The sequence below is a fragment of the Nocardia sp. 348MFTsu5.1 genome (genome assembly GCF_000383535.1).
GTDB lineage: Bacteria > Actinomycetota > Actinomycetes > Mycobacteriales > Mycobacteriaceae > Williamsia > Williamsia faeni.
Window position 1 is genome coordinate 213,149 of sequence record NZ_KB911514.1, and the last position, 15,236, is coordinate 228,384.

At 64.5% G+C, this 15,236-nt stretch carries 13 protein-coding genes; 11 read left to right on the forward strand and 2 right to left on the reverse strand.

Annotation, left to right across the window (positions count from 1 at the left end; all coding sequences use genetic code 11):
- The first annotated feature begins 13 nt into the window (after window positions 1-13).
- The 4 genes from H290_RS28555 to truB all read left to right on the forward strand — a co-directional run bounded on the left by H290_RS28555 (window position 14) and on the right by truB (window position 3,814).
- On the forward strand, window positions 14-1,153 hold the full coding sequence (locus H290_RS28555; RefSeq protein ID WP_020107348.1) for a DUF2235 domain-containing protein: 1,140 nt from the start codon (window positions 14-16) through the stop codon (window positions 1,151-1,153).
- Between the two features lie 83 nt (window positions 1,154-1,236).
- Window positions 1,237-2,226, forward strand: a complete 990-nt coding sequence (locus H290_RS0113545; RefSeq protein ID WP_020107349.1) for a metallophosphoesterase — start codon at window positions 1,237-1,239, stop codon at window positions 2,224-2,226.
- A complete protein-coding gene (locus tag H290_RS0113550) occupies window positions 2,223-2,879 on the forward strand; it encodes a 4'-phosphopantetheinyl transferase (protein ID WP_020107350.1) in 657 nt (218 codons plus the stop codon). Before H290_RS0113545 ends, H290_RS0113550 begins: the two co-directional genes overlap by 4 nt.
- Entirely contained in the window at window positions 2,876-3,814 is a 939-nt protein-coding gene (truB, locus tag H290_RS0113555; protein ID WP_020107351.1) for a tRNA pseudouridine(55) synthase TruB, read from the forward strand. The genes H290_RS0113550 and truB overlap by 4 nt, the downstream gene beginning before the upstream one ends.
- 397 nt (window positions 3,815-4,211) lie before the next feature.
- On the opposite strand, the gene H290_RS0113560 is transcribed toward truB, so the two are convergent.
- Window positions 4,212-4,910 (reverse strand): metal-dependent transcriptional regulator, encoded by a 699-nt coding sequence (locus H290_RS0113560; RefSeq protein ID WP_020107352.1) that lies wholly within the window; start codon window positions 4,908-4,910, stop codon window positions 4,212-4,214.
- Between the two features lie 175 nt (window positions 4,911-5,085).
- On the opposite strand from H290_RS0113560, the gene H290_RS0113565 reads away from it, so the two are divergent.
- From H290_RS0113565 to H290_RS0113585, 5 genes are all read left to right on the forward strand, one after another.
- A complete protein-coding gene (locus tag H290_RS0113565; RefSeq protein ID WP_081631577.1) occupies window positions 5,086-6,042 on the forward strand; it encodes a bifunctional riboflavin kinase/FAD synthetase in 957 nt (318 codons plus the stop codon).
- 150 nt (window positions 6,043-6,192) lie between these two features.
- Window positions 6,193-6,462, forward strand: a complete 270-nt coding sequence (gene rpsO / locus H290_RS0113570; protein ID WP_020107354.1) for a 30S ribosomal protein S15 — start codon at window positions 6,193-6,195, stop codon at window positions 6,460-6,462.
- Between the two features lie 346 nt (window positions 6,463-6,808).
- The gene (locus H290_RS0113575) at window positions 6,809-9,082 is read left to right on the forward strand and encodes a polyribonucleotide nucleotidyltransferase (RefSeq protein ID WP_020107355.1); all 2,274 of its coding nucleotides are present in this window, start codon (window positions 6,809-6,811) and stop codon (window positions 9,080-9,082) included.
- An 8-nt stretch (window positions 9,083-9,090) separates the two neighbouring features.
- Window positions 9,091-10,416, forward strand: coding sequence for a pitrilysin family protein (locus H290_RS0113580; protein ID WP_231373669.1), 1,326 nt, complete (start codon window positions 9,091-9,093; stop codon window positions 10,414-10,416).
- A gap of 44 nt (window positions 10,417-10,460) precedes the next feature.
- Entirely contained in the window at window positions 10,461-12,332 is a 1,872-nt protein-coding gene (locus tag H290_RS0113585) for a putative nucleotidyltransferase substrate binding domain-containing protein (protein WP_020107357.1), read from the forward strand.
- Here the strand turns inward: H290_RS0113585 and ald are convergent.
- Window positions 12,315-13,427 (reverse strand): alanine dehydrogenase, encoded by a 1,113-nt coding sequence (ald, locus tag H290_RS0113590; protein ID WP_020107358.1) that lies wholly within the window; start codon window positions 13,425-13,427, stop codon window positions 12,315-12,317. The two genes, H290_RS0113585 and ald, sit on opposite strands and share 18 nt — an antisense overlap.
- Window positions 13,428-13,560: 133 nt before the next feature.
- Here ald and H290_RS0113595 point away from each other — a divergent pair, with 133 nt between their 5' ends.
- Entirely contained in the window at window positions 13,561-14,049 is a 489-nt protein-coding gene (locus H290_RS0113595; RefSeq protein ID WP_028463160.1) for an Lrp/AsnC family transcriptional regulator, read from the forward strand.
- Between the two features lie 18 nt (window positions 14,050-14,067).
- The gene (gene solA / locus H290_RS0113600) at window positions 14,068-15,216 is read left to right on the forward strand and encodes an N-methyl-L-tryptophan oxidase (protein ID WP_020107360.1); all 1,149 of its coding nucleotides are present in this window, start codon (window positions 14,068-14,070) and stop codon (window positions 15,214-15,216) included.
- The last annotated feature ends 20 nt before the right edge of the window (window positions 15,217-15,236 follow it).

Sequence of the window (15,236 nt, forward strand, 5' to 3'; positions counted from 1 at the left end):
GGGAGGGCGGGCAGTGAAGAATCTGGTTGTGTGCTGCGACGGAACGTGGAAGAGCGCGGACGACAAAGACGTCTCGAACATCGAAAAAATCGCGCGGGCGGTCGATCCGGCTCCGGCAGATCTTCCCATGCAGATCGTCTACTACGCGGCCGGAGTCGGTACCGGCGCAACCAAATTCGAGAAGCTCGCCGGTGGTGCTTTCGGGCTGGGACTCGACGCGGCGATCGTCGGGGCCTACCGGTTTCTGGCGTTGAACTACCAAGAAGGCGACCAGATCTACGTGTTCGGATTCAGTCGCGGTGCCTACACGGCGCGCAGCCTGGCGGGGATGATCAATGCGATCGGACTGCTCACGCCCGACGGGCTGGTGAAGAACAAACTGTCGAAAGCGATGCCGCTCTACCGTGGGCGGCCGGCCGATGGCGAGGAGCCCACTCCCGAATGGTCCGAGGCCGCGGCCGACTTCAGGGCCGACTGTTACGACAAGCATGACGAGTTCATCCGTTTCCTCGGGGTGTTCGACACCGTCGGAACCCTGGGCGTTCCAGGCGTGACACGCCGGAAGTACCAATTCCACAATGTGTCGCTGACACCCCAGGTCGCCACCGCCAGGCACGCCTTGGCAATTCACGAGCGTCGGCGGGCATTTGCTCCGGCGCTCTGGACGGAGAACAAGAAGGCGACGTCCGACGTCAAACAGATCTGGTTCGACGGTGTGCACAGCGATGTCGGCGGTGGATACCCCGAGTCGGAGCTGGCGAACAGGTCGTTGAAATGGATGGTCGAGGAGGCTCGCGCCGCCGAGCTGGCGTTCGTGGACAGTCGGCTCGTCACCGAGCCGCAGGAGGTGGTCCTGCACAAGACCCTGAAGGGTCCCTATCGGGTGCTGAACATGCTGAGTGTGGTGGCGGTGTCCTTCACGACCTCGGGCGGCTCGCTGTTCAAGCGGGGGTGGCGGGTACTCCAACGCCCAGCAGTGAAAGATCGTGGCGCTGATGTGGCCGTCGACCTGGCGTCCGAGGTCTACACCCGATGGGTGCTGGACAATGGTGGTTCTTTGCCGGCGGCAGGGGTCAAGCGGTGGATCAAAGGCCTCGGTAGTGAACGCTTCGAGACCGTCGCGAAGGACCTGGAGACGCGTCCGGCGGGATAGCCAGGCAACGCCGCCGTCGTCTGGTCGACTACCCTCGCGTGTTGGGGCAAAACGTCCGGGCAGGTACGCGCGAAGGGATTTCCATGGCGACATTGTGGGCGATCAGTGACCTGCATGTCGCACATCGCGGCAACGAATCGGTGATCGACAGGATCCATCCGCACGACGAGGGTGACTGGCTCATCGTCGCCGGTGATGTGAGCGAGCGCACCGACGACCTCTCCGACACCCTCCGTCGCCTGAAGGCCAGATTCGAGACCGTCATCTGGGTCCCCGGCAATCACGAGCTGTACACCACCGCCAAGGATCCGATGCAGATCTTCGGGGTGGCCCGGTACGACTACCTCGTCCAGATGTGCCGTGACCTCGGAGTGGTCACCCCCGAGGACATATACCCGTTGTTCGATCCCCGCGATGGGTCGACGCCGGTTCGGGTGGTCCCGATGTTCCTGTTGTACGACTACACCTTTCGTCCCGCCGGAACCACCAACAAGCTGCAGGCACTGGCGGTCGCACGCGAGAACAACGTCGTCGCCACCGACGAGTTCCTGTTGTCGCCTGAGCCGTACCCCACACGTGACGCCTGGGGTCGTGCGCGGATCGAGCAAACCCGAAAGCGGTTGGACCAGCTCGATCGGGCCGAGCCGAAGGTACTCATCAACCACTGGCCGCTGCGCCGCGAACCCACCGATACGCTCATGTACCCGGAGTTCGCGCTGTGGTGTGGCAGCGAACTGACCGCCGACTGGCACACCCGGTACAACGCGACGTGTTGCGTCTACGGACACCTGCACATCCCCCGGACCACCTGGTACGACGATGTCCGCTTCGAGGAGGTCTCGGTCGGCTATCCCCGGGAATGGAATCGGCGTGGTCTGCCCGAGCCGTTGCTCCGCAAGATCACACCCGACGATGGTCTGCGGCCCGAGCACCTGCCCGACCACGGTGCCCGATTCGAACTGCCGCCCGACTACCGCGAGCGGGCCGCCGAGTTCGCTGAGAAGTTGGCGCGCAAGCGTGAAGATGTGAAGGCTCGCAGAGCCGAACGCGCACAGAATCGCGGGACACCATGATCGAAAAGCTGTTGCCCTCCGGGGTTGCGGTGGCCGAATCGTTTGGTGAGATGCCCGATCATGCGCCGATGCCCGCCGAGGCCGGGCTGATCGCGCGGGCTGTTGAGAAGCGGCGCAAGGAATTTGTCACCACGCGGAAGTGTGCCCGAGAAGCATTGGGCCAGTTGGGCATCGATCCGGTACCGATCATGCGGGGCGAGAAGGGTGAGCCGCTGTGGCCACGGCAGGTGGTCGGAAGCCTGACCCACTGTGACGGTTACCGGGCTGCCATCGCCGGGTACTCGATGCAGGTGCGCTCGCTCGGTATGGATGCCGAACCGCACGCGCCGCTGCCCGACGGGGTCCTCGACGCGGTGAGTCTGGAGCCCGAACGGGAGGTCCTGGCGGTGCGAGACGATTCCGTGCACTGGGATCGACTCCTGTTCTGCGCCAAGGAGGCAACGTACAAGGCCTGGTTTCCGCTGACCAAGCGGTGGCTGGGATTCGAGGATGCACACATCACGTTCGAACAGACCGGATCGGGGACCATGGGCACGTTTCGTAGTGAGCTACTGGTCGACGGCGCCACCGTCGACGGTGGTGAACCGCTGCTTGGTTTCGACGGTCGGTGGCTTGTCGAGGGTGGCCTGATCATCGCGGTGATCTCGCTATGAGCAAGTTGAGTTCCGGCCTCGACGGCGCCGGCCTGCTGATCGTGGACAAAGCCCAGGGTATGACCAGCCACGATGTGGTGTCCGCCTGCCGGAAGCTGCTCAAGACCAGGAAGGTCGGGCACGCCGGCACCCTGGATCCCATGGCCACCGGCGTACTGGTGATCGGGGTCGAGCGGGCGACCAAGATGCTCGGTCTGCTTTCTCTGACCACCAAGGCCTACACGGCCACCATCCGCCTCGGTGCGGCAACCGACACCGATGACGCCGAGGGCGAGGTCATCTCGTCGGCCGATGCCGGGCACGTCGAACTCGACCAGATCACGGCACATGTCGCGGCACTGACCGGCGACATCAGCCAGATCCCGGCGCGGGTCAGTGCGATCAAGGTCGACGGTCGCAGGGCGCATGCACTCGCCCGTGACGGCGCCGAGTTCGAGTTGAAGGCGCGACCGGTCACGGTGTCCCGCTTCGAGGTCGGTGAGGTCCGGGTGGTGCCGCCCGCCGAGAACAACCCCGATGAGGTCACCTACACCGATGTCGACGTCGAGGTCGAATGCTCGGCCGGCACATACATCCGGTCGCTGGCCCGCGATCTCGGTGCCGCTCTGGGTGTCGGGGGACATCTGACGTCGTTGCGCCGCACCAGGGTCGGACCGTTCGGCCTCGACGTCGCGCGCACGCTAGAAGATGTGGCCGACGACCCGGGTGTCTCGCTCGACATCGATTCGGCTGCCCAATTCGCGTTCCCGCACCGCAACATCAGTGCCGACGAAGCCGAATCCATCAGCCAGGGTCGCTGGCTCGAACCGATCGGCATGGAAGGCACCTACGCCGCCATCGATCCGGACGGTCACACTATCGCGCTGCTGCAGGAGAAGGGCCGCCGTGCGAGCTCGGTCATGGTGGTCAGGCCCGCGACCCTCCGAGGCCACTGACCCACCCTCCGTCGAGCGTGCCCAACGAGCCGCCGAGCGTGCCGAACAAGCCGCCGACCGTGCCCAACGGGCCGTCGAGCGTGCCAAAACGGTTTGGGCAGTGGCATTTTGGGCACGGTCGACGGTATCTAGGGCACGCTCGGCGGCGGTGGCCGGAGACCTCTTGTGCAGGCGTCGTCGATGCGCCGTCGAGCGTGCCGAACGGGGCCGCCGACCGTGCCGAACAGACCGCCGAGCGTGCCGAACGGGCCGTCGACCGTGCCGAAACTCCCAGGGCGAGAGCATCATTGGCACGGTCAACGGTGATTTCGGCACGGTCGGCGGTGATATCGGCACGCTCGACGGAGGTGGCGGTGGTCCGGGGTAGTGACGGCAGTGGTGCAGGTGGGGCCGAACGTCAGGCGGTGACGAGCCAGATCGCGCGGGCGGCAATGTCTCCCAGGTTGATCGGTGTGCCTTCGTCGATACTGATCTCGATGGTCCCGGCAAACGGCCGGAGTTCACGGATGGTGACCTGCCGATCGAGGGCGATACCGACGGAATCGAAGTAGCGCAGCATTTCCGGATCGGTGTCGGCGATCCGGGCGATGCGTCCGCCGGCGCCGACTTCGAGATCTGCCAGCAGCGAGGCGTCCGGGGTGGGAACGGAACCGTCGATGGACGGGATCGGGTCGCCGTGTGGATCGCGGGTCGGATGATCGAGTTTGGTGTCGAGGCGTGCCATGAACCGGTCGGAGACCGCGTGTTCGAGGACCTCGGCCTCGTCGTGGACCTCATCCCAGCTGTATCCGAGTTCGCGAACGAGGAAGGTCTCGAGCAGGCGGTGGCGCCGGACCATCAGGATCGCGGCGGTGCGGCCGGTCTCGGTCAGGGTGATCGACCCGTAGCGTTCGTGCACCACCAGGCCCTGATCAGCGAGTTTGCGGATTGCCTCGGAGGCCGTCGAGGGGGAGACACCGAGCTTTTCCGCAAGCATCTTGGTCGTGATCTTCTCGGGCTTCCACTCTTGCCCGGTCCAGATGACCTTCAGATAGTCCTGGGTGACCGTCGACAGTTCGGAGACCGCCTTCAACCCCGCCAGAGTGGCAGGGTCCACCGTGGATTCGGGGGGAGTCTCAGAGGAGGGCACCGATCGAGTTTATGACGAGTGACTGGAATCTGTGTCATTGCCGCACCAATCAATTCATCGCCGGGCACTCACCGATGCTCGGTCGGCGCGCCCGGGAGTGTGCGCTGTCGCACCGGCATGAACGGAGTCGTAGGCTTGTGCGGTGTTGCGTTGGCGAGGGCTTGACGATATCCCCGCGGACTGGGGCAGATGTGTGGTCACGATCGGCGTGTTCGACGGCGTCCACCGGGGGCATGCTCAACTGATCACCAGGGCCATCCGGGCTGCCAAAGAACGTGGTGTGCCCGCGGTCCTGATGACGTTCGATCCCCACCCGGCCGAAGTCGTGCGCCCGGGAAGTCATCCGCCGCAGCTCTCGACCCTGACCCGTCGCGCCGAGCTGGCCGAAGAACTCGGTATCGACGTCTTCTGTGTCATGCCGTTCACACCCATCCTGGCCTCCCAGACGCCCAAGGATTTTGCCCACGAGGTTCTCGTCGAGCGACTGCACGCTCAGGTGGTCGTCGTCGGCGACAACTTCACCTTCGGCAAGAAAGCGGCGGGCAACGTCGACACCCTGCGCAAGTTCGGCGAGCGCTTCGGCTTCGAGGTCGAAGCCGTCTCACTTCTCGGAGAGCATGCCGTCACGTTGTCGTCGACGTACATCAGGTCGTGTGTCGACGCCGGTGACGTCGCGACCGCCACCGAAGCGCTCGGACGACCACATCGCGTCGAAGGTGTTGTGGTGCGGGGAGACGGCCGCGGCAGCGACCTCGGATTCCCGACCGCCAACATCGCCCCACCGATGTACTCGGCCATCCCGGCCGACGGGGTGTACGCCGCCTGGTTCACGGTGCTCGGCGCCGGACCGGTGGTCGGTCAGGTGGAACCGGGGGAGAGCTACCGGGCTGCGGTCTCGGTCGGGACGAACCCGACGTTCTCGGGCCGGACCCGGACGATCGAGGCGTATGTCCTCGACACCTCCGCCGATCTGTACGGCCAGCACGTGGCCGTGGACTTCGTCGCCCGGATCCGGGGTCAGGTGAAGTACGACAAGGTCTCGAACCTGATCGATCAGATCTCCGCCGACGTGGACCAGACCCGGCTGCTGCTCCCTTAGCAGACGATTTGGCCCGGTGGCGGGCCCGCCGGTACAGTTGTTCGTTGGTGTGCGCTGCGGTTCGCGGTGGCCGCACCACGATCATCCGGTGGCCTGGTAGGTCATCGATGTTCGACCACTCACGCGCGATCGTCATAACCAGGAGTTTTTGTGGCACTGACCGTTGAAGAAAAGAAGACCATTCTGGCCGAGTACGGCCTGCACGAGACCGATACCGGGTCTCCGGAGGCCCAGGTCGCAATGCTCACCAAGCGCATCGTGGACCTGACCGAGCACCTCAAGCAGCACAAGCATGATCACCACAGCCGTCGCGGACTGCTGTTGCTGGTCGGCAAGCGTCGCCGGCTGCTCAAGTACGTCGCCAAGGTCGATGTGCAGCGCTACCGCTCGTTGATCGAGCGCCTCGGCCTGCGCCGCTAGGTGCCAACCCGACTCGCCTCGGCGGGTCGTGCGGTAAGTAGTGCCTGACCGGCAAGGTTGGGCCGAAGTAACTCAAGATTGTCAAAGCCGGGGATGTCAAGTGATATCCTCGGCTTGGCTTTTGTGCCAGGAAAATGTTCGTCTGTGCGTCCGCACTGGTGAGCGGTCTTCGGTAGTGGCTCCCGGAATATAGACGACGTCCGGCGGCTTCGATCGACGGCCGTCACACGGCGACAGCAAGCGTTCTCCTGGCTCAGGGCCTACTCGCGTGTGTTTGCCCGCGAGCCGGCCGACCGCTTGCAGGTCGGTCGCGAACCTCGAGCCCAAACGTAGGAGATTCCCACACATGACCGACGTCACCAGCACAGACGCTGTGGAGTACGACGACGAGATCACCGAAGCGACCGCCATCATCGACAACGGCACCTTCGGCACCCGCACCATCCGTTTCGAGACCGGACGTCTCGCCCAGCAGGCAGCCGGCGCAGTTGTCGCCTACCTCGACGAAGAGACCATGCTGCTCTCGGCCACCAGCGCCGGCAAGCACCCGAAAGACCAGTTCGACTTCTTCCCGCTGACCGTGGACGTCGAAGAGCGTATGTACGCCGCCGGCCGCATCCCCGGATCGTTCTTCCGTCGTGAAGGCCGTCCGTCCACCGACGCCATTCTCACCTGCCGCCTCATCGACCGGCCGCTGCGTCCGTCGTTCGTCGACGGCCTGCGCAACGAGATCCAGGTTGTCGTCACCATCCTGAGCCTCAATCCCAACGACCTGTACGACGTCGTCGCGATCAACGCTGCTTCGGCATCGACCCAGATCGCCGGACTGCCGTTCTCCGGACCTGTCGGTGGCGTGCGCGTCGCCCTGATCCCGACCGACGAGAACAAGGCCGGCCAGTGGGTGGCATTCCCGACGGTCGAGCAGCTCGAAGGCGCTGTCTTCGACATGGTCGTCGCCGGCCGCATCGTCGGTGGCGAAGGTGATTCCGCCGATGTCGCCATCATGATGGTCGAGGCCGAGGCCACCGACAACGTGATCGAGCTCATCGAGGGTGGCGCCCAGGCGCCGACCGAGGCGATTGTCGCCGAGGGCCTCGAGGCCGCCAAGCCGTTCATCGCGCGTCTGTGCGAGGCACAGCAGAAGCTTGCCGCCGAGGCCGCCAAGCCGACCGGTGACTTCCCGTTGTTCCCGCCGTATGGCGACGACGTCTTCGCTGCCGTCGAGGCTGCCGGAGCTGCGCGTCTCGGAGAGATCCTGAGCATCGCGGGCAAGTCCGAGCGCGACGACAAGACCGACGAGCTCAAGGTCGACATCCTCGGCCAGCTCACCGATCAGTTCGCAGGCCGCGAGAAGGAAATCGGCGCCGCATACCGGTCGCTGACCAAGAAGCTCGTGCGCCAGCGCATCCTGACCGACCACTTCCGGATCGACGGACGCGGTGTCACCGACATCCGTTCGCTGTCGGCCGAGGTCGCGATCATCCCGCGTGCACACGGCAGCTCACTGTTCGAGCGTGGCGAGACCCAGATCATGGGCGTCACCACCCTCGACATGGTCAAGATGGCTCAGCAGGTCGACTCGCTCGGACCCGAGACGAGCAAGCGCTACATGCACCACTACAACTTCCCGCCGTACTCGACCGGTGAGACCGGTCGTGTCGGTTCGCCGAAGCGTCGCGAGATCGGGCACGGCGCACTCGCCGAGCGCGCTCTGATGCCGGTGCTGCCGAGCGTCGCGGAGTTCCCGTACGCCATCCGCCAGGTGTCGGAGGCATTGAGCTCCAACGGTTCGACCTCGATGGGCTCGGTCTGTGCATCGACGATGTCGCTGCTGAACGCCGGTGTGCCGCTCAAGGCGCCGGTTGCCGGTATCGCCATGGGCCTGGTCTCCGACGAGGTCGACGGTCAGACCCGCTACGTCGCACTCACCGACATCCTCGGCGCCGAAGATGCCTTCGGTGACATGGACTTCAAGGTCGCCGGAACCAAGGACTTCGTGACGGCCCTGCAGCTCGACACCAAGCTCGACGGCATCCCCTCGAGCGTGCTGGCTTCGGCGCTCGCTCAGGCCAAGGACGCACGGAACACCATCCTCGAGGTCATGGCCGAGGCCATCGACGAGCCCGACGAGATGAGCCCGTTCGCTCCGCGTGTCACCACGGTCAAGGTCCCGGTCGACAAGATCGGCGAGGTCATCGGGCCCAAGGGCAAGATGATCAACTCGATCACCGAGCAGACCGGTGCGAACATCTCCATCGAAGACGACGGCACCGTGTTCGTCGGCGCCACCGATGGTCCGTCTGCCCAGGCCGCGATCGACATGATCAACGCCATCGCCAACCCGCAGTTGCCCAAGGTGGGCGAGCGGTTCCTCGGAACCGTCGTCAAGACGACCACCTTCGGTGCGTTCGTCTCGCTGCTCCCGGGCCGTGACGGCCTCGTCCACATCTCGAAGCTGGGCAAGGGCAAGCGGATCGCCAAGGTCGAAGACGTGGTCAACGTGGGTGAGAAGATCCGCGTGGAGATCGCCGACATCGACGATCGCGGCAAGATCAGCCTGGTCCCCGTCGAAGACGAGGCCGCGGCTGCACCCGCCGAAGCTGCAGAGGCGAAAGCCTGAGCAGCACAATAGGTTTAACCGGGACGCAGCCATCTGTGTCCCCAGTCACCCACCGGGCAGTACGGAGATCCGTACTGCCCGGTGGGCTGCGGGTGGTCACCGAGTACCTTCCCGGCGTGCGTTCGGCGTCGGTGGGACTCTGGGTCGCGGTTGGATCAAGAGACGAGAAGCCTTCCGTCGCCGGGGCCGCGCACTTCCTTGAACACCTGCTGTTCAAGTCGACGCCGACCCGAACGGCAGCCAACACCGCCGAGCAGATCGATGCGATCGGCGGAGAGCTCAACGCCTTCACCGGCAAAGAGCAGACCTGTTACTACGCCCACGTCCTCGACGAGCACATGGCAACGGCCGTCGACATCGTCGCCGACGTCGTCCTGCGTGGCGAATGCCGCACCGAAGACGTCGGGATCGAGCGGGCGGTGGTACTCGAAGAGATCGCCATGCGCGACGACGACCCCGAGGATCTGCTCGCCGACCTGTTCATGACGGCGATGTACGGCAACCATCCACTCGGTCGGCCGGTCATCGGTTCGTCGGAATCGATCACGTCGATGACGCGGTCTCAGGTGCGTTCCTTCCACCAGCGCCGCTACACCCCTGACAAGATGGTCCTGTCGGTCGCCGGCAACATCGACCACGCCGAGGTCCTTGCTGTCGCCCGCAAGACCTTTGCCGGACATCTCGACAAGTCTGCCAAGCCTGCACCGATTCGATTGGGCGCCAAGGCGATCGGCGGTCGACCCACGCTGGAGGTGTCGTATCGCGACACCGAACAGGCGCACCTGTTGCTCGGCGTTCGGGGCCCGGGACGTGGCAGCAGCGATCGCTGGGCACTGTCGGTCCTCAACACCGCACTGGGTGGGGGCCTGAGTTCCCGCCTGTTCCAGGAGATCCGGGAATCCCGGGGACTGGCCTACTCGGTCTATTCGTCGGTCGACTCGTTTGCCGATGTCGGCGCCTTCTCGGTGTACGCGGGTTGCTCGCCCGACCATCTCGCCGAGGTCACCTCGGTCATCACCGGCATCCTGACCGAGGTCGCCGACAACGGGATCACCTCCGAAGAGCTGGCCCGTGCCAAGGGGTCGCTCCGCGGGGCAATGGTCCTCGGACTGGAGGACTCCCAGTCCCGGATGCACCGCAACGGCCGCGGTGAGATCAATTACGGCAAACGGATGACCGTCGACGAGACATTGCGCAAGATCGACCGCGTCAGCGCGGCCGACACCACCAGGGTGGCCCGTGAACTGCTCGGACACCCGTTTGGTGCGGCAGTGGTCGGTCCCTATCGCAGTCATCGTCAGTTACCGAAGTCGTTGACCTCGCTGGTGCACTGACCGCAGTTTCGGCGCTTCGCCGGGTCACCTGGCACGATTGCCCCATGACGACGTCGATCGCAGAGTTCCTCGCCGGGTATCCGCCCTTCGATGCACTGGCGGACGAGAAGCTGGCGCGGATCGCGGAAGCCTCGCGCATCGAGGATCACGAGTCCGGTAGCACGATCATGAACGGCTTCGTCGATCAGATCGAAGAACTCGCGGTGGTGGTGTCGGGTCAGGTGGAGTTGTGGAACACACCTGATCACAAGCCTGACGGCCCTGACGAGATCCTCGGTCCCGGTGGGGTTTTCGGCTATTCGGCCATGCTGACCGGATCGGCCATCGGCCCGTTGGCGCTCGCTGCCGGTCCGGTGCGGGTCTACCGGATTCCGGGCCACACGGTGCGCCCGGTGTTCTCGTCGCTGGCCGGTGCGGAGTTCCTGGCCCGCAAACTGACGGTCGCCCAGCGCATCGATTCATCGTCGATCAACAGCTACGGCACGGTCAGTGAACTTCTCCGCACGGCACCGGTGGTCGGGTCCGCGGACATGACCGTCCAGCAGGCGGCGCAGAAGATTTCCGAACACCACGGCGGTTACATCGTGATCCCGGTCGACGACGGGCGGTTCGGCGTGCTGACCGACCGCGACATTCGCGCCCGTGTCGTCGCCACCGGTTCGGATCTGAACCAACCGGTGCGGGACGTGATGACCTTTCCGGCGATCACGGCCGTCACGACCACCCCGGCATCAGAAGTACTCGTCGACATCCTCGAGCGTGGTGTGACCTGCGTACCGGTGATCGATCCGCGGGGGACTCTGTGCGGTGTCGTGGTTCCCGAAGACTTCGTCAACGCGCCTGCCGGCGCCGGTATGTCACTGCGAGACCAGATCGCCCGTGCCGATTCGATCGACACGCTTGCCGATCGTGGACGTCGAATGCGTTATGTGGCAGCCGATCTCCTGCGACGGGGGCGTCCGTCGTTCGAGGTGACCGCAGTGTTGTCGGTGCTCACCGACGCCGTGGTCCGGCGCGCACTGGAGATCGTGCTGCCGTCGCGTCCCGACCTCGACCCGAGTGCCCTGACCTGGCTGTCGTTGGGTAGCAACGCTCGTCGGGAGTCGGTGCTCAGTTCCGATGTCGACTCAGCGGTGTCGTTCGACGAGTCCGTTTCTGATCCGGAGCAGATCGCTGCGTATCGTGCCGCATTTGCCGAGGTCGGTGAGGTGCTGCGCCAGTGCGGGCTCGGGGTCGACCTCAACGGGGCCACCGCGGACATGCCGCTGTTCTCCAGGACTCACAGCCAATGGCGTGCGGTCGCCGGACAATGGCTCGAGTCACCCCTCGACAACAAGGGCATGATCCTGGCGTCGCTGTTGCTCGACGGTCGTCCGATCTGGGGTGATCCCGGCGCAACCGCGGTCTCCGAAGTGTTTCGCGAATTGCGGCAGCACCCCGGGACGATGCGACTGCTCCTCGCTGAATCGTTGTCGTACAAGGCGAAACTGCGGTCGATGCGGGATGTGTTGTCCCGCCGCGGGGGAACATTCGACATCAAGAGCCATGCGCTGATCCCGGTGATCAACATCGCGCGGTGGGCGGCACTGAGTGTGCAGAGCCCCGAGGTCGGCACCCGCGGCCGACTCGCGGCCGCCGCGGGAAGTGCGATGCTCAGTGAGGACAACGCGAACACGCTCGTCGAGGTGTTCGAGGTGCTGCAGAAGATTCGCCTGACGTATCAGGTCGCACAGCTCGACCATGGTGAGTCGGCCACGGATGTGCTGACCATGCAACGCCTTTCGCCACTGGACCGCAGCCTCCTCGGACAGGCGGTCCGGGAGGTGTCGGCAGTCCAGCGGCGAATGGACAACATGTCCCACTACATGTCGGTCAAGCAGTGGTCCGAACCGGAGGTGTCAGGCCGCCAGGGGTGAGATGCCCAGCGGGATGTCGAGGTCTTCGGAGACGTGCGGGCAGAGCAGTTCACCCTGGTGGGTGGACAGGCCCTTGGCCAGCGCGGGATCTCGGCGCAGGGCCTCGATCCAGCCGAGATCGGCGAGACGCAGGACGTAGGGGAGTGTTGCTCCGGTCAGCGCCGTCGTCGATGTGCTGGCCACCGATCCGGGCATGTTGGCCACGCAGTAGAAGACCGAATCGTGAACCTTGAACGTCGGGTCGTCGTGGGTGGTTGGCCGCGAGTCCTCGAAGCAGCCGCCCTGGTCGATGGCGATGTCGACCAGTACTGAACCGGGCTTCATCTGTGACACCAGGGAATTGGAGACCAGGACCGGTGCCTTGGCTCCGGGAACCAACACCGCTCCGATGAGCAGATCGGCCTTCTTGACGGCCTCGTCGAGGTCGAGTTTGGTGCTGTACCGGGTGTGAACCCGACCATTGAAACGGGCGTCGATGGCGCGCAGTTTGTTGATGTCGAGGTCGAAGACGGTGACCTCGGCACCCATGCCGACCGCGATCGTGGCTGCGTTGACTCCGCTGACGCCGCCGCCGATGACAACAACCTCGGCGGGTGCGGTTCCGGGAACGCCGCCCATGAGGACGCCTCGGCCGCCGGCCGAGCGCATGAGGTGGTAGGCGCCGACCTGAGGTGCCAGGCGTCCGGCGACCTCGCTCATCGGGGCCAGCAAGGGCAGTGATCCGTCGGGAGCCTGGACTGTCTCATACGCGATCGAGGTGGTGCCGGATTGCAACAGAGCGTCGGTGCAGGCACGGCTCGCAGCAAGGTGCAGGTAGGTGAAGAGTGTCTGTCCCTCGCGCATGAGTCCGTATTCCGACGCGATGGGTTCTTTGACCTTGAGCAGCAGATCGGCTTGTTCCCACACTTCGCGGGCGGTGCCGAGGATCTGTGCGCCGGCCTCCTTGAAGTCGGTGTCGGCGATGGCAGATCCGGTGCCGGCTTCGTGTTCGATGATCACTTCGTGGCCACGCCGAGTCAGTTCGGCAACACCCGCCGGGGTGATGGCGACTCGGAACTCGTTGTTCTTGACTTCGCGTGGGATGCCGACGCGCATGGGATGACTCCTCGATAGTGGTGTGATCGGCCTGACACCAGAGTGAAGAAACATCGAACAATCCACAATAACTGTGAATAATATTCTTAAATTGATAGTATCTAGCGAAGATATTGCGGAAATGGAGGTCGTCATGGCAGTTGAGTCGAACAATATTCGGGCCCGGACAGCCGACCTCGATGACGTCGATCGGCGACTACTCGCACTGCTGCAGGTCGATGCGCGCATGTCGAACAGTGCGCTGGCCGCCGAAGTGGGCATCGCGGCGTCCACCTGTCACGGCCGGATTCGTCGCCTCACCGAGATGGGGGTGGTGCGCGGGTTCTTTGCCGACATCGATCCGGCCGCCGTGGGGCGTCCGCTACGCGCGATGGTGGCGGTGAGCTTGCAGTCTGATGCCCGGGGGCAGATCAGGAGGTTTGTTGCCGAGATTGCTCGCAAGGACGAGGTCATCGACGTCTTCTTCTTGTCAGGCGCCGACGATTACCTGCTGCATGTGGCCACCGCCGACACCGAAGCGCTGCGCAAGTTCATCGAAATGCTCAATTCTCGGCCCGAGGTTGCCGGAACCACCACATCCCTGGTGTTCGAGCACGTGCGCGGTTCGGCGCCGATCTTCTGAACAGGCCGGAGTTCACAAATGAGCACTCCAACAGACGTTCGTCACGACGTCATCGTTCTCGGTCTGGGCGGTATGGGCTCAGCGGCGGCGTATCACCTGGCGGCGCGCGGACTCTCCGTGCTCGGCCTGGAACGCTTCGGTGTGGCGCACGACCGCGGTTCCAGCCATGGCGGCTCCCGCATCATTCGGCAGTCGTACTTCGAGGACCCGGCGTATGTGCCGCTGCTGCTGCGCTCGTATGAATTGTGGGAAAAGCTCAAGCGGGACAGCGGTTTCGATGTCTATTCGATCACCGGAGGTTTGTTCATCGGTCCTGAAGAATCAATGACGTTCGCCGGGTCGCTGCAGTCTTCCGAAACGTGGGGCCTCGACCACGACGTCCTCACTGCCGGCGAAGTGCACCAACGGTTTCCGGCCTTCGAACCAGGAGACGGGCAGATGGCCCTCTTTGAGCAACTGGCCGGGTTCGCCCGCCCGGAACTCACCGTGCAGGCCCACATCCGACTGGCCGAACAGGCCGGAGCAGAACTGCATTTCGGCGAGCCGGTCCTGTCGTGGAGTTGTGACGACAACGGTGTGAGCGTCGTCACCGCAGCCGCAACCCATCGAGCGGCTCAGCTGGTGATCTGTCCGGGCGCCTGGGCACCGGAATTGCTGTCCGACATCGGTGTTCCGATCCGGATCGAGCGGCAGGTCATGTACTGGATCGATACGATCGCGGGTTCGGCGCCCATGGCCGGAGGGCCGATCTACATCCACGAGAACGAGCGGGTCGAGCAGATCTACGGATTCCCGGCCATCGACGGACCGCGGGGCGGCGCCAAAGTCGCGTTCTTCCGCAAGGGCACGGATTGCACGCCGGACACCATCGACCGGGACGTTCATCCCGACGAGAAGGCGGCGATGCTCGAGCGGGTCGGTGAATTGCTCCCAGGCCTGACCGGAGACGTCCTGGATGCCGCGACCTGTATGTACTCCACCACCCCGGACGAACACTTCGTCGTCGCGCGTCATCCATGGTTCGACAGGGTGACTGTCGCCTGTGGATTCTCCGGCCACGGTTTCAAGTTCGTACCGGTGATCGGTGAGATCCTCGCCGATCTGGTCATCGACGGTCGCACGGACCATCCGATCGGGCTGTTCGATCCGGGGCGACTTCTGCAATGAAGGTCACTTGGACCTGGTAG